Raw genomic sequence first — 24,116 nt, 5'->3', positions numbered from 1 at the left:
TCGTCATTTTCCCGGCAAGCCGAACGGCGTATGGTGAGAACCATGACGAAGACGATTCCCACCGAGTTCGAGGTGCTCGACGAGCGGTTCGCCGCAGTCGGAGGAGACGACGTGATCGAGGTGCTCTACACCGGCACCCGCTGGGCGGAGGGCCCGGCGTACTTCCCGGCAGGCCGGTTCCTGGTGTGGAGCGACATCCCCAACGAGCGGCTGTTGCGCTGGGACGAGATGACGGGTGTGGTCGGGCCGTTCCGCCGGCCGTCCGGCTACGTCAACGGCAACACGCTCGACCGCGAGGGCCGGTTGATCTCCTGCGAGCACGGCAACCGCCGCGTGACCCGCACCGAGCATGACGGCTCGATCACGGTGATCGCCGACCGGTGGGAGGGCAAGCGGCTCAACAGCCCCAATGACGTGGTCGTCCGCTCGGACGGGTCCATCTGGTTCACCGACCCGCCGTACGGGATCCTCAGCGACTACGAGGGGCACGCAGCCGAGCAGGAGATCGACGGCTGCCACGTCTACCGGGCCGATCCGGTGACGGGCGAGGTCCGCGTCGTGGCCGACGACTTCAACCGGCCCAACGGCCTGGCGTTCTCGCGGGACGAGAGCCTGCTCTACGTGGCCGACACCAGAGAGCGGCACCTGCGCGTGTTCGACGTACGGGAGGACGGCACCCTGGCGGGCGGCAAGGTCTTCGCCGAGGGTGGCGCCGACGACATCTTCGACGGGATGCGGCTGGACGACACCGGCCGGATCTGGGCCGCGGCCGGCAAGGCGGTGCTCTGCTACGACCCGGACGGCACCCTGATCGGCCGGCTGAAACTGCCGGAGTCCACCGCCAACCTGGTGTTCGGCGGGCTCAAGCGCAACCGCATGTTCATCACCGCCTCGACCTCGCTCTACTCGCTGATGACCAACGTGACGGGCGCGCGCCCGGTCTGGGCCGGGCGCTAGCCTCACTCCCACCGGAAGAAGCGCACGGCCAGGCCCCCGAAGACCACCAGCCCGCCGACCATCACCGCCAGATGCAGCGGCTGCGGGGCCTGGCCGGCCCAGGCGTCCTTGATCGCCTGGGTGACCGGTCCGGCCACGGAGAAGTCGCTGATCCTCCGGAGCGCGTCCGGCATGACCTCGTGCGGTATCCACACACCGCCCAGGAGCATCAGCGGCTGCATCACCACCGCGCCGATCCCGGGCGCGGTCTTCCCGTTGGGCGCCAGTGCGGCGATCACCAGCCCGATCGCCAGCAGCGCGGCGGTGCCGAGCAGGAACACCAGCACGAACCACCCCCAATGCCGCGGCAGCGCAGCGCCGAACACCAGCCGGGCCGACACGATGAGAACGGCCGTGGCGACGGTGCCCGTGCCCAGGTTGATCAGCAGCTGCACCGCCAGCAGCCGTGCGGGATGCACGGGCGTCGTCGACATCCGCTTGAGCACCCCTTGCTCCCGGTACGACGTCAGCACGGCCGGCACCACGCTGCAGGCCAGCACGAGCAGCGACAGCAACGTCATCATGGCGGGCAGCAGCGCGTCCACGCCCCGTAGTCCGGACGCGCCGGTCTTGGACAGCGCCGGGATGCTGACCCCCAGCACGACCAGCAGCATGACCGGCAGGCCGATGGTGAACAACATGGTCGGCCAGTCACGCAGGTGGAGCTTGGTCTCCACGAAGAGGATCTTCCTCATGACAACTTCCTTCCGGTGAGCGCGAGGAACGCGTCGTCGAGCGTGGCCTGTTCGGTGCGCAGGTTCCCGGGAACGATCTGGTGCCGGGCGAGGGCGAGGGTGACCGCGGGCGCGAGGTCGCCCGAGCCGCTGACCGTGATCTGCTCGCCGCTCCTGCTGACCTCACGCACCTCGGGCAGGGCCAGCAGCACGGCGTCGTCGACCGGCGCCGAGGGCCGGAACCGCACCCGCTGCTCCCCGCCCACCTGCGCGATCAGCCCGGCCGGCGTGTCGGTGGCGACCACCTTGCCGGCGTCGATCAGCGCGAGCCGGTCGCAGAGCCGCTCGGCCTCCTCCATGAAGTGGGTGACCAGCACGATCGTCACCCCCGACTCGCGTATCTGCTCGACCAGCTCCCACGTGTCCCTGCGGGCCTGCGGGTCGAGCCCGGTCGTCAGCTCGTCGAGCACCGCGACGCGCGGCCTGCCGACCAGCGCCAACGCCACGGACAACCGCTGGCGCTGCCCTCCGGACAGTTTCTTGAAGGTGGTGTCGCGCTTGTCGCCGAGCCCGACCCGCTCCATCAGCTCGGTCCAGTCGGCCGGGTCGGGGTAGAAGGAGGCGTAGAGGTCCAGAGCCTCCCACACCTTGATCTTCTCCGGCAGGGCCGCGCTCTGCAGCTGCATGCCGAGCACCCGGCGCAGCTCGTCCCGGTCCCGCTGCGGGTCCAGCCCGGCCACTCGTACGGTGCCGCCGTCCGGCGCCCGCAGGCCGGCGACGCATTCCACGGTGGTGGTCTTGCCTGCGCCGTTCGGGCCGAGGACGCCGAAGATCTCGCCCTCGGCGACCTCGAACGACACGTCGTCGACCGCCAGATGGTTCGGATACTGCTTGCGCAGGTTCCTGACCTCGATGATTTTCATGGCATCGACGCTAGGAACGCGGGAGTTGTCGCGGAATCTCGTTAGCTGCCCAGCAAGGGTGTAGCTAGGTGCAGTGACCGAGGCGCCCTCGCTGTCGCAGACTGAAGGCATGCTCTTGCGGAGGTTAGGTCAGGTCACGGTGCTGCTCGCGCTACTCGTCGTCGAGGTGCCGCTGATCCTCCTGTCCGTCGTCATGCTGGTCCTGGCGGTGGCGATGGGCATGGTGTTCCTCTTCCAGCCGCAGGTTCGGATGGTCAGGAGGCTGGCCGAGCTCAACAGGCGGCTCCTGCGCGCGTGGACGGGCATCCCGATCGAGGCCCCCTACCTGCCCAAGCCCCCGCCTCCCGTGCCGGGACCGGACGGGATGTACCGTTCGGACCGCACCCTCTACCGGACGCCACGTATCCCCGCCTGGAACGATCGCTGGAAGTGGCTGATCACCGACCCGGCGACCTGGCGCGACGATCTCTGGCTGCTGCTGGACCCGCTGGTCAAGGCGACGCTGCTGCCGCTGTTCGTCCTGGTGCCGGAGCTGGGCCTGCGGCTCTACGCGCTCTGGAGCAACCTGCTGCTCGGCGCGACGGCCGCGAGCCGCCTGGCCAGCCAGGTGAGCCATCTCAAGCGCACCCGCAACCTGGCGACCGACTCCCAGGCGGCCGAGATGCGCAGGATCGAACGCGACCTGCATGACGGCACGCAGGCCAGGCTGGTGGCGATCGGCATGACGCTCGGCGCCGCCGAGGAGCTGATGGACAAGGACCCGTCGGCGGCCAAGGCGCTGCTGGCCAAGGCCAGGGACGCCTCCTCCGACACGCTGACCGAGCTGCGCAGGGTCATCCGTGGCATCCACCCACCGGTGCTGGCCGAACGCGGACTGGGCGACGCCGTCCGCGCCCTGGCCATGGACAGCCCGATGCGGGTCACCGTGGACGTCGACCTGCCGCATCGGCCGGAGGCGCCGGTCGAGGCGGCGGCGTACTTCGCTGTCAGCGAGCTGCTCTCCAACGCGGCCCGGCACGGCGACGCCAGGTCGGCGACCGTGGACCTCAGCTCCAACGGCCCTGACCTGCGCATCACGGTCACCGACGACGGTATGGGCGGCGCCGATCCGGCCAAGGGCAGCGGCCTGTCCGGCATCGAGCGGAGGCTGGCGGCGTTCGACGGTGTGCTCGCGCTGAACAGCCCGCCCGGCGGCCCCACCACGGTGACGATGGAGCTGCCCAGGGCGTTGCCCGAGCACTGGTCGGGCGACCTGGGCAGGCTTCCCCGCCGAAAGGCGATCCTGCTCGGCTTCCTGTGGGCGACGGCCTGGTGCCCGACGTTCCCGCAGGGGTTCGTGCCGGCCATCTTCAAGATCATCGACTTTGACGAGAAGTCCTGGTTCCTGGCGCTGCACCTCCCCGAGGTCTGGCAGTGGCCGACGATCATCGGCATGATCGCGCTTGGGCTTAGCATGCACTTCATGGCCATTCGTATCCCCGTGACCCACAACAGGGAGCGCTGGATGGTGGAAGCGACCCCGACCAAGCCCTGGCGCCCATGCCTATGAACCGTGTGCTCATCGCCGAGGACCTCTACCTGCTCAGAGACGGCCTGGTGCACCTGCTGCAGGCCCACGGCTTCGACGTCGTCGCCGCGGTGGAATCCGGCCCCGAACTGCTGAAGGGCCTGATCGAGCTGCGCCCGGACGTCTCGATCGTCGATGTGCGGCTGCCGCCCACGTTCACCGACGAGGGACTGCAGGCGGCGCTCGCGGCCAGGAAGTCCGTGCCGGGCCTGCCGATCCTCGTGCTGTCCCAGCACGTCGAGCAGCTGTATGCCCGCGAGCTGCTGGCCGACGGCTCAGGCGGGATCGGCTACCTGCTCAAGGATCGGGTCTTCAACGCCGAGCAGTTCATCGACGCGGTACGCAGGGTCGCCAAAGGCGGCACCGCCATGGACCCGGAGGTCATCGCCAAGCTGCTGGCCAGCAACGCCAGGCACGAGCCGCTGGCCGCGCTCACGCCGAGGGAACGGGAGGTGCTCGAGGCCATGGCGGAAGGGCGCTCCAACGCGGCGATCTCCCAGCGGCTCTACCTCAGCGAGAGCGCCGTCGCCAAACACACCGCCAACATCTTCGCCAAGCTGGGCCTCGCGCCGTCGGACGACGACAACCGGCGGGTGCTGGCCGTGCTCACGTACCTCAACAGCCGCGGCTGACAACGTGGCCCTGAGTTGTCGGTCCTCTCGGATATTTTCATAGAGGCACGGCGCGACGAAGGGGTGTAACAGGTGAAAATCCGGGTTAACCGCGATGTACTCGCAGAGGCGGTGGCGTGGGCTGCCCGAGTCCTGCCCAGCCGCCCTGTAGTGCCCGTCCTGTCCGGGCTCCTGCTGGAGGCAGGCGAGGATCTGAGCCTGTCCGCGTTCGACTACGACGTCTCCGCCCGGGCCGTCATCGACGCCGACGTGGCCGAGGAAGGCAGCGTGCTGATCCCCGGCCGGCTCTTGGCCGAGATCAGCCGGAGCCTGCCCGCGGACGACGTGGAGATCGTCACCGAAGGTGCTGAGGCGGTGCTGACCTGTGGCAGTGCCGAGTTCGGGCTCGTCACGATGCCGGTCGAGGACTTTCCGAGCCTGCCCACGATGCCGCCGGCCATCGGCGCCGTCGGCGGCGGCGTGTTCGCCTCGGCCGTCGGCCAGGTCGCGCCAGCCGCCAGCCGCGACGACACGCTGCCGATGCTCACCGGCATCAGGGTCGACATCGAGGGCGAGTCCGTGGCGATGGCGGCGACCGACCGCTACCGCATCGCGGCCCGCGACTTCACCTGGCGTCCGGCCAGTCCTGACGTGGCCGTCTCCGCGATGGTGCCGGCCCGGGTGCTGGTCGAGGTGGCCAAGTCGCTGCGCGGCGGCGAGGTGTGGATCGCGATGGGCGACGGGGTGGCCGGGTTCGAGAGCGTGGGGCGCAGCACGACGGTGCGGCTGCTCGACGAGCAGTTCATCGACTACCGTGCCAGGCTGACCAACGACTGGTCGATCAGGGCTGACGTGCCGGTGACGCCGTTCGTCAACGCGATCAAGCGGGTGGCGCTGGTGGCCGAGCGCAACACCGCCATCCGGCTGTCGTTCGCGCAGGGGCAGGTGCTGATCCAGGCGGGCGGCGGCGACATCGGGCGCGGCACCGAGGTGGTCGAGTGCGAGCTGCGGGGTGAGGACATCCAGATCGCCTTCCAGTCGCAGTTCCTGCTGGACGGGCTGGTGGGGATCGAGAGCGACCTGGCCCGCATCAACATGGAGTCGCCGACCAGGCCCGCCCTCATCCAGGACGTTCCGGGCGACGCCGCCCCGTCCTTCCGCTACCTGGTCATGTCTCTCCGCCAGCAGTAAGGACCCTGCGGCTTCGCGCGGGAGACGCACTCTGCCCCCCGGGGCCGGCGCCTCCCTGCAAACGCCGACCGGCCGCTTCAGCCGGGGAAGGCGGGGCGCCGGGGCGGGGTCAGTCCCGGGGTGGCACGTCGGTGCGGTCCTTTCCGGTTTGGCGGTCGGCCACCGCCTTGAAGACCCGCTTGAAGTCCGCATACGCCTGCTCACCCACCGCCTGCGCATGCTCCGCCTCCATCGCGGCGAGGATCGCGTCCGACTTGGCCATGTGATCGCGGCCCTTCTCGGTAGGCACGATCAGCTTGGCACGGCGGTCGGCCGGGTCCGGCCGGCGTTCCACATACCCGAGCTCCACCAGCTCGTCCACCAGGGTGCCGATCACCTGCTTGTGCTGCCCGGACTGCGCCGCCAGGTCGGTGGCCCTGCTGCCTTCCTCGTCCAGGTAGGCGATCACCGCACCGTGCCGTGGCCGCACCTGCGGATGCCCCTGCTCGCTCAGCCGGGTGAACAGCTCCCGCTGCAGGCTGAAAAGGGTCCGGCTGGACAGAATGCCGAGATCGGGCTCCTCCTGCTTGCGCTGGCTCCTGCGCACCTCACACCCTCCATTTAGTCACTAATCTTGACCGTCACTAATCATTACTATATTCTCGTGGCATGACGACAACGGTGGAACTCACCAGGTTCCGTGTCGCCCCCGAGCAGGCCGACCTGCTTCTGGCGGCACGCCCGCGGATGGTCGCGGACTTCCAGGCCGATCGGACGGGATTCCTGAGCGCCAAGCTGGTCCGCGTGTCCGAGGGCGAGTGGCTGGACATCGTGGAGTGGCGCACGCCGGAGGACTTCGCCGCCTCCCGCGCCAAAGGCGCGAACCTGCCTGGCATCCAGGCCTTTTTCGATCTGATCGACGAGCTCGTGTCCATGGAAGAGGGGACAATACGATGACCATTTTGATCACCGGCGCCACCGGCACCGTTTCCAGCGCGGTGCTGCGGTCCTTGGCGGGCACGGAGGATGTGCGGGTCCTGGTGCGGGACGCGGCGAAGGCGCCGTCCGGTGTCGAGGTGGCGGTCGGCGACTTGCACGACCCCGCCACACTCGGCCAGGCGTTCAAGGGCGTGGACACGTTGTGGCTGCTGACCGCGATGGGCCCGCAGGCGCCCCATGCCAGCATGAACGCCGTCTGGGCGGCCAGGGAGGCCGGGGTGGACCACATCGTGCGCATGTCGGCCATCGGCGCCGCCCACGACGCGCCGACCCGCAACGGCCGGCTGCACGCCCTGTCCGACGTCGAGCTCGCGGCCTCGGGTCTCGGCTGGACCGTCATCCGCCCGGCCTTCTTCATGCAGAACCTTTTCGGCTCGGTGAACGGCGACACCCTCTACGGCGCGACGGGCGAGGGCCGGCTGAGCATGATCGACGTACGCGACATCGGCGACTTCGCCGCCGCGGTCCTGCGTGATCCGGCGCCGCACAAGGGCAAGACTTACACTCTCACGGGCCCGGCCAGCATCTCACTGGGGGACGCGGCCGTCGCACTGAGCGAGGTGTACGGCACGCCGATCGACTACCAGCCGGTCACCGTGGACGACGCGGAGCGTGCGATGCAAGCGGCCGGGCTGCCGGAGTGGGACGCGGCGGTCACCAAGGAATACCTCACGGCGTACGCGCAGGGTTGGGGCGACTACACCACGCCGGCGTTCACGGACGTGACGGGCCGCCCCGGCAGGTCATTCACCGACTTCGCGAAAGACCACGCCGACCGGCTCAGGAGTCGGTGAGCGCGATGAGGATGTGCTCCATGCAGGCGTGCCCGGCCCGCTCGGCCGCCGTCGCGTCCCCGGCCGCGATGGCGCGGGCGATCGCGTCGTGCGGGATGTAGGTCTTGTTGAGCGACGTGCCCGCCGCCGTGATGCTGGCGCGCAGGGCCGCCGAGAAGTCCTCATACAGGTCGATCAGCACGAGGTTGTGCGTGGCGTGCGCCACCGCCATGTGGAAGGCCAGGTCGGCCTCGACGAAGAAGTCGGGGTCGTCCAGCTCCCACGCGCGGTCGCGCTCCGCCAGCGCCGCCTCGATGTGGACGATGTCCTCGTCGGTGCGCCGGGTGGCGGCCAGGCGCGCCGACTCGACCTCGAGCGCGCGGCGTACCTCGAGGATCTCCAGCTGCTCGGCCTGCTTCAGCCGCCGCAGCATGGCGCCGGATAGCTCGCTGGTCGCGCGGACGTAAGTGCCGTCCCCCTGACGGCACTCGAGCAGCCCGGCGTGCGTGAGCGCGCGTACGGCCTCACGAACGGTGTTACGACCCACTCCGAGCTGCTCGGCGAGCACGGTCTCAGTCGGGATCTTGCCGTTCATCTGCCACGACCCTGAGGTGATCTGCTCTTTGAGCTGGTCGATCACCTGGTCGACAAGCGAAGCCCGCTGCGCCGTACGCAGACTCACAGTCCGCCTCCTCCGGGGTAACCAATCATCCTATGAGTCAATGACTGGTAGACCCTAATTATTCCAGACTCAAAAGCCAAATCTGGAGCTCTCCGGAGGTTCAGCGAGAAACTATGGCGTCGACCGTGACTCCCGCCATGGCGGAGCGGACTCCGGCGGCTTCGAGGGCCTTACGATATGCCGCCGTCTGGTGCGCCACGGACCCGACCCTGCCGTAGAGGTCGCCCAGCTCGCGCCAGCAGCGAGCGACCTGCCGGTCGGTGCCGAACACCGGCCGGTCCAGCGCGCTCAGCATCCGAGAAGCCGCGGCGAGATCCGCCGTGGCGTCCTGGCCCTGGTCGAGCGCCACGGTGGCGAGCACCAGGCGCGCCTCGACAGGCGTGATGCCTGCCTGGTCGGACGACGGCTCCAACGCCGCATGAGCCAGCTCGGCGGCCCGCACGGGGTCGCCGGCCCGCAGTCTCACCCGCGCGTGCACGATGAGGCTCTCGCCGTGTTCGCGGGTGGCGCTGGGGAAGCCGGCGAAGACCTGGGAAGCGGCCGTGATGAGCGGCTCGGCCTCGTAGATCGGCGCGGTGGCCATCCTGGACCAGTGCATGGCGGCCCGGGCCAGCTGCAGCGCGAGCCGGGACGCGCGACCAGCCATGATCGCGTCGTCGGCCAGGCGCACGGCCAGCGCGGAGTCCTCGCCTGCCGCGGCTGCGGCACTCGCGTGCCACAACGTGCGGATCTCTCCGGAACGGTCCATAACTTGTGGTACGCCTGCCGTGTCCAGCACCCGCTTGACGTATGCCAGCTCGGGGGAGCCGCTCTCCTGCTCGCCGCGTGCCTCGATGAGCGCGGTGGCCAGGTCGACGGCGATCTCGCCTTCGGTGATGGACAGCCGCTCGGCCTGCTCCAGCGCGTATGTGGCCAGGTCACGAGCGCGCAGCCGGTCGCCGGCCCGCTGGTAGCAGCGGCTCAGCGCGATGGTGAGCGGGAGGTCGGCCAGCCGCTCGGGGTGAGCCGCGGCCTCTCTGCGCAGACGCTCGAAGGCCTCCACCGCCTGGCCGAGGCGACCCTGGGCCTCGAGGGCACGGGCCCGGCCGAAACGGGCCTGCGCGGTCAGCATGGCGTTTTCCTCGTCGGCCGCCTTCACGATCTCCGTGAAGCGGTCCGCGGCGACAGTGGCGTCGCCGTGGTGCAGCTCGAGCTCGGCATGGCGCAACCCGAGCTCGGTGTCGATGCGCTGCCGAGGCTCGATCCCGTGAAGGAGGAACTCGGTTGTGCATCCAAGCCGCTCGGCCAGCAGCCGAGCCACGACAGGAGTCGGCGTGCGCTTGCCCGACTCAATGAGCGAGACATAACTGTCAGACAGGTCGGGTCCGGCCAGCTGGGCCTGTGACATCCGCCTGTTCAGCCGCAGTCCACGGACGCGGTCACCGATGGTTCCCTGACTCGGCATCTCATCTCTCAAGGCGGGGAAGGGTCAACAACACGCAATGATTGCATGAAGTAGCCGAATCTGGTATCCCCGCGTGAAGAATTCTCCACCCGGGGATTAATCGTCGCCGTCGTCCTTGCTGGGGAAAAGCATCTGGCAGACCTCGAGGTAGAGGGTCTCCGGATACGGAATGTACTCAACCGTTGACAGAGCTTGGTCTTGTCCGGCCGATTCCAGGATGAACTCACCGTAACCGAGCATGCGCCCAAGGAGAGTTCTCTGGAAGCTCATGTCGGTGACCTTGCTCAAGGGCATCATCGCGACCTTGCGAGTAATGAGGCCTGTGGTGAGCAACATCCGTTTCGAGGTCACCACAAAGTAATCGACCGACCACTCCGCGACTTTCCATACGAAACGGATCAACAGCAGGAGCCACAACCACCACACGACGACCAGCGCCGTGCCGCCTCCTTGGTTGTCGCCGAAGAACTTGCTGAGCAGGCCGGCGACGATCAAGCCGGCGAACACCTCGGCAACCGGGCGGAGCAGGACGGCGGGATGCCGCCGCACCATGAGGTGTTGTTGTTCGGTGGGGAGAAGGTAACGACTGACCGACGCCGGGGCGGAGTCCCCGTGGGTCACAAGTCTCATGAGAGACTGTTCACGAATTGGGCCAGCGAGTCGGCCGCGTTGACCACCGTGTCGAACGCCCCCTTCACCGCGTTGGCGGCGTCAGTTGGTCGGGCCAAGAGGTAGTACGCCACAAATGCGATACCACCGTATGTAAGGACTTTTTTGACCTGCACCGTCGCCTCCGTGCCACTTACCCGCTCCACCCGCCGTATACATTACCCACCCCGATGCCGGGGTAAAGGTGACTTGGCAGGTTGGTTCTGATCTTGTTAGCCACGTTCGCTCGCCACCAGGGCCAGGACGTGGAGGTGCTTGCGCGCGATGCGTTCGACAAGGCTCGGATGGGCGTAGCCGGTGACCTCCAGCGCGCCATAGTGCGCCGCCTCGACGCAGCGCGTTACCGTGGTCGTGGAGTGAACGCCGGCGAACTCCTCGCGGAGCATCGCCTCGACCTCCGCGTACGGAGTCGGATCCGCCTCGATGTGCTCGTTCACGAGGACACCTCGGCACCGGGCATGTAGCTCATCGTGCTCCCCCACGCGCATGCGGAAGTTGCCTTCCCGTCTCTTCGTACCCACTCAACCACATTATGTAACGAAGCGACGACGGAGAGTGATGAAATAGGGGTGCCTCAGACGACGCCGTAGAGGCGGTCGCCCGCGTCGCCGAGTCCGGGCACGATGTAGCCGTTCTCGTTGAGCCGCTCGTCAAGGGCGGCGGTCACGACGCGGATCGGCTTGCCGGAGTTGGCGAACACCTTGTCCATGTGCGCCAGCCCCTCCGGGGCGGCCAGCAGGCAGATGGCGGTGACGTCCACGGCTCCCCGGTCGAACAGGAACTGCACGGCCGCCGCCAGCGTCCCCCCGGTGGCCAGCATGGGGTCGACCACGAAGCACTGCCGCCCGGACAGATCGTCGGGCAGACGCGTGGCGTAGGTCTCCGCCTGCAGCGTGGACTCGTCGCGGATCATGCCGAGGAACCCCACCTCGGCCGTGGGGAGCAGCCTCGTCATGCCGTCGAGCATGCCGAGCCCGGCCCGCAGGATCGGCACGACCAGCGGGTAGGGCCTGGCCAGGTGCACGCCCTTGGCGGGCGCGACGGGCGTCTGGACGGTGATGTCGGTGACCCGCACGTCGCGGGTGGCCTCGTACGCCAGCAGCGTCACCAGCTCGTCAGCCAGCCTGCGAAAGGTGGGCGAGTCGGTGCGGACATCGCGCAGCGTGGTGAGCTTGTGCGCCACGAGCGGATGATCAACAACGAGGGTCTCCATAGAGGACAACGCTATCTTGTGGGGCAAGTGACAGCACCTCGCGGTATTGGTTTTGATCACAATTTGGTCGGAGAGGCACACGCCTAGTGGCCGGTTCTGGAACGATTGGGTCCTGGTGATATCTGTCGGGTCAGAGATCGGGTGGGCATGGCGATGACAGACGAAGACGCGCTCGACTTCGCCATCGTGGTCTATCGAGAGGATGATCGCTGGGATGCCGAGCTGCTGCCTGTCACGCTCACGTCCGATCTGAAGGGACTGATCCACGCGCTGCGGCAGCAGCCCAGCGAGAGCGGCACGATCGGCCTGGTCGCCGTGGGGGACGAGTTCTTCGTGGCGCTGCGGGTGCTGGGTGATCGGGTCAGCGTCTTCCTGTCCGACATCGCCGCCTCATGGGATTTCCCGCTGGCGCGTCAGGCGCTCGACTACCTGGACGTGCCCGTACCGGATGAGGAGGAGCTCGACGAGATCCTCCAGGACGAGGAGACCGTGCTCCCCGCCGGAGATCTGTCGATCTTCGCAGATCTCGGGTTGGACGAGATGGAGCTGGGCATCCTCTCCGGCGACATCGATCTGCTTCCCGAAGATGTGTTGTCCAGCATCGCCGCGCGGCTCGGCTTCTCTGAGCCGTTCGAGCGTGCCATCGAATCGGTCTTCGGCTGACCCCCTGGAGCGCGGACATGGCGTCCAACACCTTCTCTGCTGCCTTCGTCAGGACCTCCGACGGCTGGAGCGGTGCCGAGGTCGATCTGAGTGATGCTGAGATCGTCGATGACTTCGGCGACGCCGTCACCGAGGCGCTGGGGCTGACCGGCGACGAGCTGGCCCTGCTGTGCGTCGAGGTCGAGGACGAGTGGTTCGCCATCGCCCGCTACCTGGGCGAGGAGGAGCCGCGCGTGTTCCTGTCCGACGTGCACGCCGTGGTCTCCGACAGCCTGGGCGAGCTGTTCGCCGAGTTCGCCGGGGTGGTTCCGGACAAGGAGGGCAACGGACTCGGCATCCGCCCGGCCGGCGACTTCGAGCTGCTCAGCGACCTGGGCGTGAGTTCGGAAGAGCTGCTGGAGCTCAGCATGGAAGAGGGCCTGTTGCCTGCCGACATCCTGTCGGTGATCGCCGAGCGGCTGTCGTTCGCCGACGAGCTCGACCGGCTGCGGTGACCCCGCCGGACCGGTGACCCACGAAGAGGCCATGCGTCTGGCCCTGGAGGAGGCCGTCGCGGCGGCCGCCAGGGAGGAGATCCCCGTGGGCGCGGTGGTGCTCGGGCCGGGCGGCGAGGTCCTGTCCGCGGCGGGCAACGACCGCGAGTCCACCGCCGACCCCACGGCCCACGCCGAGATCCTCGCGCTCAGACAGGCCGCCGCGGCGCGCGGCCAGTGGCGGCTGACCGGCTGCACGCTGGTCGTCACGCTGGAGCCGTGCACGATGTGCGCCGGGGCCGCGGTGCAGGCCAGGGTCGATCGGATCGTGTACGGGGCCGTTGACGAGAAGGGCGGAGCCGTGGGCTCGCTCTGGGACGTCGTACGCGATCGCCGGCTCAACCATCGGCCCGAGGTCGTCATGGGGGTGCTGGCAGGGGAGTGCTCGGCTCTCCTAAAGCAGTTCTTTGCCACTCGGCGGATCCGGTAAGCTCGTTCGCGGTGGTGTCGCCTAGTGGCCGAGGGCGCACGCCTCGAAAGCGTGTGATGGGGCAACTCATCCGTGGGTTCAAATCCCACCACCACCGCCGTTTATGAGAGGGCCTCCGGAGATCCGGGGGCTCTTTCACGTTGTGCTCAGCTCCCACTCGCCCTTCTGGTCGGCGAGGCCGCTGTTGAGCGCGAACTGGAACTTGGCGGGCTTGGCCGTCTCCGGCACCTCGAACACGATCACCCCTTTCCTGCTGTCGCCGGTGTTGATCGTGGCCGTGCCGCCGAACGACTGGCCTTCCCGCACGTTCGCGATGATCGACGCTCGATACTGCTGGCCCTCGGCGTCGATCAGCCAGGCCCCGTTCGTCGGCGAGTCGCTGTAGACGGCCTGCCCCTGGTTGGTGAGCGTCACCTGGACGGCCACGAACCGCTGGCCGGTCTTCGGCTTGGTGAAGCTGTCGGCCGGGGTCGCGGGAGAGACGACCTGGCTGACGGTCACGGCGACCTTCAGCCCGGGGTCACGGCCCTCCAAGGTGATCGAGTCACCGATCTTGGCCGTCTGCGGCTGTGTCTGCGCGGACTGCTGCTGGGCGGTGGTCTGCTCGGGCGCCGCGGTCTGCTCGGGCACGGTGCTCTGCTCGGGTGCGGTGCTCTGCTGGGGTGCGGCGCTCGCCGGCGGGCCAGTGCCGGGATCGAGCTGCACGTCCGGCGGGTTGTCGTCGGCCTCCGTCTCCAGCACATCCCGTACGGCCACGCTGCCGTGGTCGGCGGTGAGTACGAAGAAGACCGCGCCGCAGCCGCCGAGCAGCAGCAGCGGCAGGCCGATGACCAGCAGCAGGATCACGCCCAGGTTGCCGCTCTTGTCGGGAGGCGGCGGAGGAGGCGGCGGCTGGTGGCCGTAGCCGGGCTGCGTCGGTGGACCATAGCCGTATCCGTGTCCCTGCGGTGGCTGCTGCCCAGGCGGTTGCTGCGGGTAGGACACGGCATTCTCCAAAACGATGTTGAAAGGTGCTGCTGTGACGCCCGAGTCCTCCTGATGGTTGACATAACAAAAAGGGAGCCGCGAATCGCGGCTCCCTTTTTTCCTTTCTCAGTTGGGCAGTTCCAGGACCCTGGCGTGCAGGATCGATCGTTGATGCAGGGCCGCGCGCAACGCGCGGTGCAGACCGTCCTCCAGATAGAGCTCGCCCTGCCACTGGACTACGTGGGGGAAAAGATCCCCGTAGAAGGTGGAGTCGGCGGCGAGCAGCGAATGCAGGTCCAGCATGGCCTTCGTGGTGATCAATGAGTCGAGCCGGACCTGCCGTGGAGGAATCTGCGCCCACTCTCGGTTCGTCAGACCGTGTTCGGGATATGGGCGTCCGTCGCCGACAAGCTTGAAGATCACCCCCTGATTTTAGGAGAGAATCGGAATCCTTGCGCTATCCGGCCTCGTCAGGCCGGGAGCCGGCCCAGGTCCGCTTGCGCGCAGTCAGCGGGTGCGCCGGTCTTGTAGCCGCGCTGGAAGGCGGCGACGCGTTGCTCGGAGGAGCCGTGGGTGAACGATTCAGGATCGATTCTGCCGCGGGTGCTCCGCTGGATTCTGTCGTCGCCGACCGCGGCCGCCGCATCGAGGGCCTCGGCGATTTCCGCCTGGGTGAAGGGCTTTTCGTAGAAGCCGGTGGTGACGGCGTTGCGGGCCCAGACTCCGGCGTAGCAGTCGGCCTGGAGCTCGACGGGGACCGAGCTGCCGGACTCGAGTTCGCCGAGGAGGTCCTGGACGTGGTGGCCGTACTCGTGAGCGATCACGTACGCCTGGGCGAAGGGGCCGCCCTTGGCGCCGAAGTCGCTCTGAAGCTGGTCGAAGAAGCTCAGGTCGAGGTAGACGCGCTGGTCGCCGGGGCAGTAAAAGGGGCCGACGGCCGAGCTGGCTGCGCCGCAGCCGGTGCGTAAGCTGCCCGAGTACAGCACGGTCTTGGACAGGCGATATTCGGAAATTTCACGCTTCCAGTAGTCCTGGATGCTGTTGACCACTCCGACCACGCGGCACCGTTCTGACTGGTCGGCGTCCTTGCCCGTTTGGCACTGGTCGGCCAGGTTCGACGGGGGCTGACGCTGGGCCGGCTCCGTGCCGCCGCCCACGTTGTTCAGCACGAAGACCAGCACCAGCATGATCAGGCTGACGATGCCGCCGCCTCCTACGACCATGCCGCCAGGAAAGCCGCCGCCGGAGCCGCCTGTGCCGGCGTCCTCCACCTGCGAGGGATCGAGGTCGACCTGGTCCCTGAAGTCCATGACTGACGTTCCTTCCGGGGGCGCCCGCAGGGACCACTGCCCCGAAGGGCCGTCTAGATGCGCCCGGAGAACGTGTCGCAGCGCCTGGGGTCGCCGGTCTCGTACCCGGTGCTGAACCACTTCTCGCGCTGTTGCGAGGTGCCGTGCGTGAAGGCGTCCGGGGTGACGCGACCCTGGGCACGACGCTGGATGCTGTCGTCGCCGACCGCGGCGGCCGCGCTGAGCGCCTGGTCGATGTCGCTCTGGGAGAACGGGTCCCGGTAGAAACCGGTCTTGACCGCGTTGTTCGCCCAGACGCCGGCATAGCAGTCGGCCTGCAGTTCGAGCCGTACGGACGGGCTGTCGGCGCCGGGCCTGCTGTTCCTGCTGACCTTGTTCATGGTGCCTAGGAGGTTCTGCACGTGGTGGCCGTACTCGTGGGCGACCACGTACGCCTGGGCGAACGGGCCGCCCTCGGCGCCGAAGTCGCGTTGGAGCGTGCCGAAGAAGGTCAGGTCGAGGTAGACCTTGCGATCGCCGGGACAGTAGAAGGGGCCGACGGAGGAGTCGGCCGTGCCGCAGCCGGTGTTGACCGCCTGCGAGAACAGCACCGTCTTGGCCGGTGAATACGCTCTCTGACCGCGTTCCTCGAACTCCTGCCGCCAGTACGCCTGGATGCTGTTGACCGTGCCCACGATGCGGCAGTCCTCCGACTGGTCGGCGTCGGCACCGGTGCGGCAGCGCTCGGCCAGGTTGCCGCTCGGGGTCAGCTGCGGCGGAGCGCTGGGCAGCCGGCCGCCTCCCTGCTGACCGCCCTCGTCGCCGGTGAACGGCGAAGGGACTACCCCGAATACGAACAACGCGGCCACCCCCAGAAGCAGCATCAGGCATCCGCCGCCCCGGCCGCCGATCGGCAGCATGCAGCCGCCCGGCATGCCGCCACCTGCGCGCCGCTGCGGGCCCCCGGCCCGCACGTCCTCGACCTGCGACGGGTCGAGCTGCGCATCGTCATCGAACTGCATGTGTCCCCCCGAGGCACTTCATCCCCCGTAACGGATCCAATACGCACGGTATGGGACAAAGGGTCGGTCCGGGGACGGCCCTGCCGCGCTTGGCCACCCAGCGCTCGGACCTGGGGCGGGATGCCGGCTACGGGGGGCGGTTCGCCGACATTCCGTACATGTCAGCTAATCTGCCGACATGACGGGTGCCTTGATCGGAATCGCGCTGGTTTCGCTGGGAATGGTGCTTACCCCCGGCCCGAACATGATCTACCTGATCTCCCGCTCGATCGCCCAAGGCCGCAGGGCGGGCCTGATCTCCCTCACCGGCGTCTTCCTGGGCTTCACCGTCTACCTCACGGCGACCTGCCTGGGCCTGACGGCCTTTTTCGCCTACGTGCCGGCCGCGTACACGGCGCTCAAACTGGCCGGCGCCGCCTATCTGCTCTGGCTGGCCTGGAACGCCGTCAAGCCCGGCGGCACGTCGGCCTTCCAGCCGCGCGACCTCCCCGTCGAGCGCCCGGCCAAGCTCTTCTCGATGGGCCTGCTGACCTGCCTGCTGAACCCGAAGATCGCCATCCTGTACCTGTCGCTGCTTCCGCAGTTCATCGACCCGGCCATGGGTCACGTGCTGCTGCAGAGCCTGGCGCTCGGATCGGTCCAGATCGTCGTCGCCACCACCGTCAACGGCCTGATCGCGATCTCGGCCGGCAGCCTGGCGGCATTCCTGGCCGCCCGCCCGCTCTGGGTGCGGATCCAGCGGTACGTCATGGGCACGGTGCTCGGCGGCTTCGCGATCAGCATGGCGACCGACCGCTCCAAGGCCGTGGTGAGCGCCTGAGCAGACCCCTGGCCTCCGCGGGGAAGCCAGGGACCCGCTCGCTCACCGGTCGAACCACATCGCCGGCGAAGACCGACTGCGGCGTCGCCTCGATGCTGTAAGGCTCGGACCTGCGAGCCTCCCATCCAGGGGCAGCGATTGACGCGCCGAGCACGGGCGACTGTCCACCCACCGGTGGAAGGGATGAGATCGTGGTGCTACCAACGGATGGTCATGTTCACAGCGAGTGGTCCTGGGATGCGCCGGACGGCTCAATGGAGCGGACGTGCGCGCGGGCGGTCGAGATAGGTCTCCCCGCAGTCGCGTTCACCGAGCACGTGGATTTCACGGCCTGGATGGTTCTTGCCGGTGACCTCGATGACCATCAGCATCTCCAGGCGTTCCTCACGTCGGACGGGACGGTGGCTCCGCCCAAATTCCATCTCGACGGATATCTGGAGTGCGTGCAGCGCTGCCGCGAACGGTTCCCGTGCCTGCGCATCATCACCGGGGTCGAACTGGGCGAACCGCATTGGTACGGCGATGAGGTCGCGAGGCTGCTTGACGCCGGGCAGTTCGACCGGGTGCTCGGTTCGCTGCATTGCCTTCCGGTCGGTCAGCGGTTCTCCGAGCCGCCATACCTGTACCGGCACCGGCCAGCGGCCGAGGTCGTCCGGGACTATCTGGCCGAGATACCGCGTCTGATCAAGAGCTCGGACACGTTCGGCGTGCTCGCCCACATTGATTACGCGATCCGCTACTGGCCGACGCAGGCCGGGCCGTTCGATCCGAACGCTTTCGAGGACGAGTTCCGTCATGCCTTGCGCGCGCTAGCCGACAGCGGTCGGGCCTTGGAGGTGAACACGCGCGGGCGACTCGATCCGGAGATCGTCCGCTGGTGGCGCGACGAAGGCGGAGAAGCGGTCACCTTTGGCAGCGATGCCCACAGCCCGGCTGGGCTTGCACACGATTTCGCCGTCGCGGTGGCGATGGTGGAAGCCCAAGGCTTCCGGCCTGGCCGCCATCCGTATGACGTCTGGGCACGTTCGAGCTGAAAGCCGCACGGGACGATGCCCGCTCGTCCCAGAGGCGTTGCGCCGCACGTTGGGGCGTGGCAGCGGCGGCGGACGTCCTCGCAGGGGTTGGCGGAGCGATCTGCCGATCACGGGGTAGTCGATCCCGGTCCATCGATGTCGTGGTTGGGGTCCAGTCCGACGTCGCGCATGTTTTCGATGAAGCGGTCCGGATCGCTGCCCGATCGCGCGTCCGGAAGCATCGGAGTCGACGGCGATCTGCCATCCCTCTGGGTCGAATGCCACCTCCTCCATCGTGTCCTCGTCCACGCCGAACCGGCGGAGGACTTCCTCTGGGGGAGAGATCGCGTGAGGGGCATGATCGCAGCAGTCGCCGACAAAACGGGTTCAGAGGCTCAGCCGGTGACAGCCCTTAATGTCGCTGGGACGGGACGGCCTGCCAGGGTTGATCGACTTTGTGTCGCTGCACAGTTAGAACCTCACTTGGCGACCTCGACCTGTGCGCTCACGATCACGGAATGGAGGTCGAACGCCTCCTCCGCCAACCGCACTCGCTCCGATTGGCCGGTACGGACGTTGACCAGGTAGAGCCGACGTTCATACGGCTGTGTCTCGATGTGAATGAGCACCCTGTCGGCGTCGTACCAGTAGACGAAGCTTTCGATCTTCCATAGACCGTCAATGTCGGGCGTGACGCGGCTAACGATCTGGCCGGTCTTCGCGTCCAAGGTGCCGACGCTTCGGGATGGCACCCCAAGCCCTTGGCCGACGAATGCCACTAGGCGGCCGTCGGGAGAGACGTGGGTCTTCGCCAGCATCAGGTAAGGGTGAATGGGAAATCGGACCTTCGACGTCCTCCCCGGACGCACGGCGCTCGCCTCCGTCACTTTGGCGGAGTCCTTGTGAACGCCCACGAAGGTGGTGCCGTCATCGGCGATGCCGATGACACAACACGCCCGCGGGAGGGTGAGAACCTTGGCGGTTTTCACGTCATAGCGGATGGCGCGCGACTTGGGGTGCTCTATCGAATCGACTGCCAACCACCGGCTGTTGCGGGAGAAACCGAAGGACATCTCCCATCCTTCCCAGCCCTTCGGGGTGGGAACGACACGGACCGTCCCTCGCTCCAGGTCGCGGATCATGAGGCGTTCGCTCTTGGCGTGCAGGTAAGCGAGCAAGACGCCATCCGGTGACACGGCGACATCGCCCATCTCCTCATCCGTCAGCGCGTCGGGGACTGTCCACCGCTTCCCGGAGGTGGTGACCACATGCCACATGCCACACGGCTTCGCGAAGTCATCACAGGGGAAGTTGGCATACCGGATCGGCTCCGAGAGCTTTTTCGGGAGAGGCGGGGCAGGCAGCTTCGTGATTCTCGTTGATACCTCTAAATGCGCAATAGGAGGCTCTCGATAGGCCACGGCGGTGTAGACCGGTTGCGAAACCACCGCGATCATCAAGAGGGATACGGACACAAAGCTTCGTCGGCCGAACCTGTCCACGGCGACCTCCCATTGACCATGATCACCATAGAGTAGATGGAGTGTGCCGTCTGCCGTGCCGGATAACGTCCGTTTCGCAGTAGGCCGAAGCGTTCGGCACGTGAGATCATCTGGGTTGGTCCCACGCTCGGCGAGTCAAACGCCGGCCCTGGTTTCCATCGCCCTTCCGCTCGCCACGATGGTGCTGGTTGGGCAATGTGCTCGGCGTGCCTTGCCAGGGCAGGCAGGCTTCAGGCGGGCGGCGCCAGCCGACCTATCCGGTCAAGAAGCGCATCGTCCAGATCCCCCACAAGCAGCCCGTTGTTCACCGAGGGTCGGCAATGGGGAGTGATCCGCACCGAGGCCGGCGGTCCCTCCTCGTAACCGAAGTGCAGTATGAACCTCTCCCGTCGTCCACCACCGACTTCTCTGCACGTGTTCCCGCCCGATTCGGCGTCCAGTGAGTTCAGCTCCGCAGCCAGCACACGCGCCTGCTGCTCCCCATGCTCCGCCCCGTGAGACGGGCGCGGTGTGGAGCTCCCGCTCTGTTCATTCCTGCAGATCAGCACCTTGATCGCGCCATCGGGCACCATCTGGTCGTTCTGGCCTCGCCGTCCAGTTGCAGGGTCGCAAGGGTTCTTCGGCTGGGGGCGTTGCCAGGTCCCGGTGCGGTAGGCAGCGGTGATGCTGCGCCCAACGTACGAGTTGCTGACGACCGTGCCGTTGGTGGTCGTGACGCAGGAGTTGATCTCTTCGGCGCTGCCCACCCACAGCGCCTGGCCATCGCGGTAGGCGAACCGGATGAGATAGTTCGTCATCGCCCCGCCCATCAACGTGCACGCCTTTCCGACGCGATCGGTGGTGACCGGAAGGTAGCCCAGGTCGTAGGCCATCGACCTGGCCTGATCAGTCAAGGTCCGTGATCCGGCGAGCGGCTCCCTGCCCGGATCCGAGTTCTGCCCGGGATAGGCACAGATCAACGCACTTATGGGCGTACCGGGCACGAGCGAGTCCTCAACCCCGTCGAGGTCGGCCGCATCCGGCACCCAGTGGCCGATCTCGTCGCTGTCCCATCGCTGGGGACACGAAGCCGGCATCGGCGGCGCAGGCTCACCGACCGTGCCCGGAGCCAGGACGACCGCGACGAGCAGCAGGACAGCCGCCGCGACGACGCTGATCCAATGGATGGGCTTCACACTGCTATGACGTTGTCCGCCCCGCCACCGTTCACCGAAGCGAGGCGACGCGCTGACGCCAACTGGGACCAAAACTGAGACTGGAACGCCAGAAGGGGTGCGCCGCGATCCCGGCGCACCCCTTCTGAACTGGCGGAGGATGGGGGATTTGAACCCCCGAAAGGTTGCCCTTTACACGCTTTCCAAGCGTGCGCCCTCGGCCACTAGGCGAATCCTCCGCCGTCGAGCTTACCGGACTTCCGGGCGTGCGCAGACCACGTTTTTCGCGTTCATCGGGTGGCGGGAGCGTGGAGCGAGCACTGCCGTGTCCGGCTAGACTGTCCAGGGACCCCTCGCGCGGCGTCATCCTGTGAACCTCCCCAGGGCCGGAAGGCAGCAAGGATAAGCGGGCTCTGGCGGGTGTGCGGGGGGTCTCTTCGTTGGGAGCCCCCTCGCAGGCGGGATGGTCGCATGAGCCTTGCGCTTTACCGCAAGTACCGACCCGGGACCTTCGCCGAGGTCAAGGGTCAGGAGCACGTCACGGACCCGCTCCGGCAGGCGCTGCGTACGGGCCGGATCAACCACGCCTACTTGTTCAGCGGCCCCCGGGGGTGTGGCAAGACCTCCAGTGCGCGCATCCTGGCGCGTTCTCTCAACTGCGAGCAGGGCCCGACGCCCGATCCCTGTGGCGTCTGCGAGTCGTGTGTCGCGCTCGCCCCGACGGGGCCCGGCCATCTCGATGTCATCGAGATCGACGCCGCTTCGCACGGTGGTGTGGACGACGCGCGTGACCTGCGTGAGCGGGCGTTCTTCGCCCCCGTCTCCGCGCGCTACAAGATCTACATCATCGACGAGGCGCACATGGTGACCCGCGAGGGGTTCAACGCGCTGCTCAAGCTCGTCGAGGAGCCCCCGCCGCACCTGAAGTTCATCTTCGCGACGACCGAGCCGGAAAAGGTCATCGGCACGATCAAGTCGCGTACGCATCACTACCCGTTCAGGCTGATGCCGCCCGCGACCCTCCGCGGGCTGCTGGAGGAGATCCTCACCGCCGAAAACGTGCCCTTCGAGCCGACCGCGCTGCCCCTCGTCGTGCGCGCGGGCGCCGGCTCCGCGCGCGACTCGCTGTCGATCCTGGACCAGCTGCTGGCCGGGGCGGAAGAGGACGGCATCACCTACGCCAAGGCCGTCTCCCTGCTCGGCTACACCGACGGCGACCTGCTCGACGAGGTCGTCAACGCGTTCGCCGCCCACGACGGCGGCCAGGTGTTCCACACGGTCAACCGGGTGATCGAGGGTGGCCACGACCCCCGCCGCTTCGCCTCCGACCTGCTCGAGCGCTTCCGCGACCTGGTGATTCTCGCCAACGTCCCCGAGGCGGCCTCCAGCGGCCTGCTCGACCGGCCCGCCGACGAGCTGGAGCGGCTCGTCCAGCAGGCGTCCTCGATGGGGCCCGCCGAGCTGACGCGGGCGGCCGAGGTCTTCAACGCCGGCCTCACCGAGATGCGTGGCGCGACGTCGCCGCGGCTGCTGCTGGAGCTGATGTGCTCCCGGGTTCTGCTCCCCGGCGCCTCGCACGGCGAGGAGGCCCTGCTCGCGCGCCTCGAACGCTTGGAACGAGGCGGCGCCGTCGCCCAGATGGCCGCTCGAGCATCTGCGGCCACGCCGGCCGTTCCGGCGGCCGGGCCGTCCGCCGGCGCCCATGGCGTCCCGGTGGTGCAGCAGCACACTGGTGCCGTCGGCGGCGCTGCGGCAGGCGAGTCTGCCAGTGGCACTCCATCGCCTGCGGGTGCTCAGCCGCCTGCGGGTGCTCAGCCGGCTCAGGCTCAGGCCGCCGCGTCGGCGGGTGCGAACGACTGGCCGGAGCCTGCCCGCCCCGGTGCTCCGGCTGCGGGTGGCGGAGGGCCGGCGTCCCCCGCGGTGGCTGGTGGCGGCATGCAGACGGCCGGCGGTGGCTCGCAGGCTTCCGGCGGGGGTCCGCGGGTGCCTGCCGGTGGCGCCCCGTCTTCCGATAGCGGGCAGGGTGGCACTGGTCTGGGGGGCATGCAGCAGCAGTGGCCTTCCGTGCTGGCCGCGCTCAAGCAGCGCAGCATCGTGGTCTGGGCCAATGTGAGCACCAACGCCCAAGTGGTGGGCGTGGAAGGCAACCTGGTCACGCTCGGCTTCAGCCAGGTCGGCGCGATGAAGAACTTCACGGGCGGCGGCAAGGACGCCGTGGTGGCCAGCGCGCTCAGCGACGTGCTCGGCGGCACCTGGCGCGTCGAGGCCGTCGTCGGCAACGCTCCTGCGCCGCAGTCGTCCCGAGGCCGTCCGCCGCAGCCACCGTCCCACGGTGCTCCCGCGTCGCCAGGCGGACCTGGACCGGGCGGTTCCGCAGGCACAGGGCCGGCGACCGGTCCTCAGCACGCGCACGCAGGCTCCCAGGGCGCGCCGGGTCCCCAGAGCCAGTCGGGTCCCCAGGGCATGTCCGGTGCGCCGGGTGTGCCGGGCGCCCAGGGACGCACGGCGTCACACGGCTCCTCTCGCGATAGCCAGGGCGGCCAGGGCGGCCAGAGTGAACAAGGCGGCCAAAGCGGCAAGGGTGAACAGGGCGAACAGGGCGGCTCCGACCAGCCTCCGGCGGCCTCTCCAGGGCGGCAGACCACAGACGAGTCCTGGCCCGACGCCCCCGACGACCTCAGCCCTGGCATCCCCCCGACTCCGGATCCCACCAGGACCGTGCCCGTCGCCGGATCCTCGCCGGGCGCGGGCCTGGCGGCCGCGCGATCGGCGGCGAAGGCGGCGGCCCAGGCCGGTCCCCGGGCCTCGTCGTCCCGCACTGGTGCCGCGGCCTGGCCGGAGACCGTTCCCGGCCGCACCAAGGGATCGGACTCGGACGAGGTCGACCCGCTGAACGACGCGGACGCCGACGTGGATGCGGTCACGGGCATGGCGCTCCTGGAGCGCGAACTCGGCGCCAGAGTCATCGGCGAAATCGACCACACCTGACCAAGCGCCCCGCCG

General features: G+C 68.2%; 27 protein-coding genes, 2 tRNA genes and 1 other RNA gene. 14 read left to right on the top strand and 16 right to left on the bottom strand.

Annotated features, from left to right (window positions below; translation table 11 throughout):
- Nucleotides 1-42: 42 nt before the first annotated feature.
- Nucleotides 43-957, top strand: a complete 915-nt coding sequence (locus Q9G87_RS18095) for an SMP-30/gluconolactonase/LRE family protein (protein WP_305917539.1) — start codon at nt 43-45, stop codon at nt 955-957.
- Between the two features lie 2 nt (nt 958-959).
- Here Q9G87_RS18095 and Q9G87_RS18090 read toward each other — a convergent pair whose 3' ends face one another.
- On the bottom strand, nt 960-1,691 hold the full coding sequence (locus Q9G87_RS18090) for an ABC transporter permease (protein ID WP_305917538.1): 732 nt from the start codon (nt 1,689-1,691) through the stop codon (nt 960-962).
- Complete coding sequence (locus Q9G87_RS18085; protein ID WP_305917537.1) at nt 1,688-2,593, bottom strand: ABC transporter ATP-binding protein; 906 nt, start codon at nt 2,591-2,593, stop codon at nt 1,688-1,690. Before Q9G87_RS18085 ends, Q9G87_RS18090 begins: the two co-directional genes overlap by 4 nt.
- 109 nt (nt 2,594-2,702) lie before the next feature.
- Between Q9G87_RS18085 and Q9G87_RS18080 the strand changes: the two genes are divergently transcribed.
- The 3 genes from Q9G87_RS18080 to dnaN all read left to right on the top strand — a co-directional run bounded on the left by Q9G87_RS18080 (nt 2,703) and on the right by dnaN (nt 5,962).
- Entirely contained in the window at nt 2,703-4,142 is a 1,440-nt protein-coding gene (locus tag Q9G87_RS18080) for a sensor histidine kinase (RefSeq protein ID WP_305917536.1), read from the top strand.
- Nucleotides 4,133-4,792 carry a LuxR C-terminal-related transcriptional regulator gene (locus tag Q9G87_RS18075; RefSeq protein WP_371825787.1) on the top strand — a complete coding sequence of 220 codons (660 nt, stop codon included), beginning with the start codon at nt 4,133-4,135 and terminating at the stop codon, nt 4,790-4,792. The genes Q9G87_RS18080 and Q9G87_RS18075 overlap by 10 nt, the downstream gene beginning before the upstream one ends.
- A gap of 72 nt (nt 4,793-4,864) precedes the next feature.
- On the top strand, nt 4,865-5,962 hold the full coding sequence (gene dnaN, locus Q9G87_RS18070; protein ID WP_305917535.1) for a DNA polymerase III subunit beta: 1,098 nt from the start codon (nt 4,865-4,867) through the stop codon (nt 5,960-5,962).
- A 109-nt stretch (nt 5,963-6,071) separates the two neighbouring features.
- Here dnaN and Q9G87_RS18065 read toward each other — a convergent pair whose 3' ends face one another.
- On the bottom strand, nt 6,072-6,548 hold the full coding sequence (locus Q9G87_RS18065) for a MarR family winged helix-turn-helix transcriptional regulator (RefSeq protein ID WP_305917534.1): 477 nt from the start codon (nt 6,546-6,548) through the stop codon (nt 6,072-6,074).
- 62 nt (nt 6,549-6,610) lie between these two features.
- Between Q9G87_RS18065 and Q9G87_RS18060 the strand changes: the two genes are divergently transcribed.
- Nucleotides 6,611-6,898, top strand: coding sequence for an antibiotic biosynthesis monooxygenase family protein (locus Q9G87_RS18060; protein WP_305917533.1), 288 nt, complete (start codon nt 6,611-6,613; stop codon nt 6,896-6,898).
- Nucleotides 6,895-7,734 carry an SDR family oxidoreductase gene (locus Q9G87_RS18055; RefSeq protein WP_305917532.1) on the top strand — a complete coding sequence of 280 codons (840 nt, stop codon included), beginning with the start codon at nt 6,895-6,897 and terminating at the stop codon, nt 7,732-7,734. The genes Q9G87_RS18060 and Q9G87_RS18055 overlap by 4 nt, the downstream gene beginning before the upstream one ends.
- Here the strand turns inward: Q9G87_RS18055 and Q9G87_RS18050 are convergent.
- The 5 genes from Q9G87_RS18050 to upp all read right to left on the bottom strand — a co-directional run bounded on the left by Q9G87_RS18050 (nt 7,721) and on the right by upp (nt 11,721).
- On the bottom strand, nt 7,721-8,395 hold the full coding sequence (locus Q9G87_RS18050; RefSeq protein ID WP_305917531.1) for a FadR/GntR family transcriptional regulator: 675 nt from the start codon (nt 8,393-8,395) through the stop codon (nt 7,721-7,723). The two genes, Q9G87_RS18055 and Q9G87_RS18050, sit on opposite strands and share 14 nt — an antisense overlap.
- 100 nt (nt 8,396-8,495) lie before the next feature.
- The gene (locus tag Q9G87_RS18045; protein ID WP_305917530.1) at nt 8,496-9,839 is read right to left on the bottom strand and encodes a helix-turn-helix domain-containing protein; all 1,344 of its coding nucleotides are present in this window, start codon (nt 9,837-9,839) and stop codon (nt 8,496-8,498) included.
- A gap of 96 nt (nt 9,840-9,935) precedes the next feature.
- Nucleotides 9,936-10,469 (bottom strand): PH domain-containing protein, encoded by a 534-nt coding sequence (locus tag Q9G87_RS18040; RefSeq protein ID WP_305917529.1) that lies wholly within the window; start codon nt 10,467-10,469, stop codon nt 9,936-9,938.
- 251 nt (nt 10,470-10,720) lie between these two features.
- Nucleotides 10,721-10,945, bottom strand: a complete 225-nt coding sequence (locus tag Q9G87_RS18035) for a hypothetical protein (RefSeq protein WP_305917528.1) — start codon at nt 10,943-10,945, stop codon at nt 10,721-10,723.
- 137 nt (nt 10,946-11,082) lie between these two features.
- A complete protein-coding gene (upp, locus tag Q9G87_RS18030) occupies nt 11,083-11,721 on the bottom strand; it encodes a uracil phosphoribosyltransferase (RefSeq protein ID WP_305917527.1) in 639 nt (212 codons plus the stop codon).
- A 147-nt stretch (nt 11,722-11,868) separates the two neighbouring features.
- Between upp and Q9G87_RS18025 the strand changes: the two genes are divergently transcribed.
- The 4 genes from Q9G87_RS18025 to Q9G87_RS18010 all read left to right on the top strand — a co-directional run bounded on the left by Q9G87_RS18025 (nt 11,869) and on the right by Q9G87_RS18010 (nt 13,444).
- A complete protein-coding gene (locus Q9G87_RS18025) occupies nt 11,869-12,384 on the top strand; it encodes a tRNA adenosine deaminase-associated protein (protein ID WP_371825786.1) in 516 nt (171 codons plus the stop codon).
- A gap of 17 nt (nt 12,385-12,401) precedes the next feature.
- Nucleotides 12,402-12,878, top strand: a complete 477-nt coding sequence (locus Q9G87_RS18020) for a tRNA adenosine deaminase-associated protein (protein ID WP_305917525.1) — start codon at nt 12,402-12,404, stop codon at nt 12,876-12,878.
- A 13-nt stretch (nt 12,879-12,891) separates the two neighbouring features.
- The gene (gene tadA / locus Q9G87_RS18015; protein ID WP_305917524.1) at nt 12,892-13,347 is read left to right on the top strand and encodes a tRNA adenosine(34) deaminase TadA; all 456 of its coding nucleotides are present in this window, start codon (nt 12,892-12,894) and stop codon (nt 13,345-13,347) included.
- 10 nt (nt 13,348-13,357) lie between these two features.
- Nucleotides 13,358-13,444 (top strand) — tRNA-Ser (locus tag Q9G87_RS18010).
- A 38-nt stretch (nt 13,445-13,482) separates the two neighbouring features.
- Here Q9G87_RS18010 and Q9G87_RS18005 read toward each other — a convergent pair.
- The 4 genes from Q9G87_RS18005 to ypfJ (Q9G87_RS17990) form a co-directional block, all read right to left on the bottom strand.
- Nucleotides 13,483-14,331: a DUF4352 domain-containing protein gene (locus tag Q9G87_RS18005; RefSeq protein WP_305917523.1), complete on the bottom strand. Its 849-nt coding sequence runs from the start codon at nt 14,329-14,331 to the stop codon at nt 13,483-13,485.
- Nucleotides 14,332-14,439: 108 nt separating this feature from the next.
- On the bottom strand, nt 14,440-14,736 hold the full coding sequence (locus Q9G87_RS18000) for a type II toxin-antitoxin system VapB family antitoxin (RefSeq protein ID WP_127937745.1): 297 nt from the start codon (nt 14,734-14,736) through the stop codon (nt 14,440-14,442).
- A gap of 47 nt (nt 14,737-14,783) precedes the next feature.
- Entirely contained in the window at nt 14,784-15,623 is an 840-nt protein-coding gene (gene ypfJ, locus Q9G87_RS17995) for a KPN_02809 family neutral zinc metallopeptidase (protein ID WP_305917522.1), read from the bottom strand.
- Between the two features lie 53 nt (nt 15,624-15,676).
- Entirely contained in the window at nt 15,677-16,624 is a 948-nt protein-coding gene (gene ypfJ / locus Q9G87_RS17990) for a KPN_02809 family neutral zinc metallopeptidase (protein ID WP_305917521.1), read from the bottom strand.
- Nucleotides 16,625-16,802: 178 nt separating this feature from the next.
- Here ypfJ (Q9G87_RS17990) and Q9G87_RS17985 point away from each other — a divergent pair, with 178 nt between their 5' ends.
- Together Q9G87_RS17985 and Q9G87_RS17980 are read left to right on the top strand one after the other, a co-directional pair.
- Nucleotides 16,803-17,444 (top strand): LysE family translocator, encoded by a 642-nt coding sequence (locus Q9G87_RS17985; protein ID WP_305917520.1) that lies wholly within the window; start codon nt 16,803-16,805, stop codon nt 17,442-17,444.
- Between the two features lie 191 nt (nt 17,445-17,635).
- Nucleotides 17,636-18,478 carry a PHP domain-containing protein gene (locus Q9G87_RS17980; RefSeq protein WP_305917519.1) on the top strand — a complete coding sequence of 281 codons (843 nt, stop codon included), beginning with the start codon at nt 17,636-17,638 and terminating at the stop codon, nt 18,476-18,478.
- 107 nt (nt 18,479-18,585) lie between these two features.
- On the opposite strand, the gene Q9G87_RS60690 is transcribed toward Q9G87_RS17980, so the two are convergent.
- From Q9G87_RS60690 to Q9G87_RS17965, 4 genes are all read right to left on the bottom strand, one after another.
- On the bottom strand, nt 18,586-18,699 hold the full coding sequence (locus tag Q9G87_RS60690; protein ID WP_371825785.1) for a DUF6461 domain-containing protein: 114 nt from the start codon (nt 18,697-18,699) through the stop codon (nt 18,586-18,588).
- Nucleotides 18,700-18,936: 237 nt separating this feature from the next.
- A complete protein-coding gene (locus Q9G87_RS17975; protein WP_305917518.1) occupies nt 18,937-19,959 on the bottom strand; it encodes a WD40 repeat domain-containing protein in 1,023 nt (340 codons plus the stop codon).
- A 230-nt stretch (nt 19,960-20,189) separates the two neighbouring features.
- Complete coding sequence (locus Q9G87_RS17970; RefSeq protein WP_305917517.1) at nt 20,190-21,134, bottom strand: hypothetical protein; 945 nt, start codon at nt 21,132-21,134, stop codon at nt 20,190-20,192.
- Between the two features lie 130 nt (nt 21,135-21,264).
- Nucleotides 21,265-21,352: transfer RNA gene (locus Q9G87_RS17965), tRNA-Ser, on the bottom strand.
- A gap of 105 nt (nt 21,353-21,457) precedes the next feature.
- On the opposite strand from Q9G87_RS17965, the gene ffs reads away from it, so the two are divergent.
- Nucleotides 21,458-21,553: signal recognition particle sRNA small type (ffs, locus tag Q9G87_RS17960), an RNA gene on the top strand.
- A gap of 31 nt (nt 21,554-21,584) precedes the next feature.
- A complete protein-coding gene (locus Q9G87_RS17955) occupies nt 21,585-24,101 on the top strand; it encodes a DNA polymerase III subunit gamma and tau (RefSeq protein ID WP_305917516.1) in 2,517 nt (838 codons plus the stop codon).
- The last annotated feature ends 15 nt before the right edge of the window (nt 24,102-24,116 follow it).

It is taken from the genome of Nonomuraea turcica (genome assembly GCF_030718205.1).
Classification (GTDB): domain Bacteria; phylum Actinomycetota; class Actinomycetes; order Streptosporangiales; family Streptosporangiaceae; genus Nonomuraea.
The sequence above is the reverse complement of the archived record's forward strand: the minus strand, read 5'-3'. Positions and strand labels throughout refer to the sequence as shown.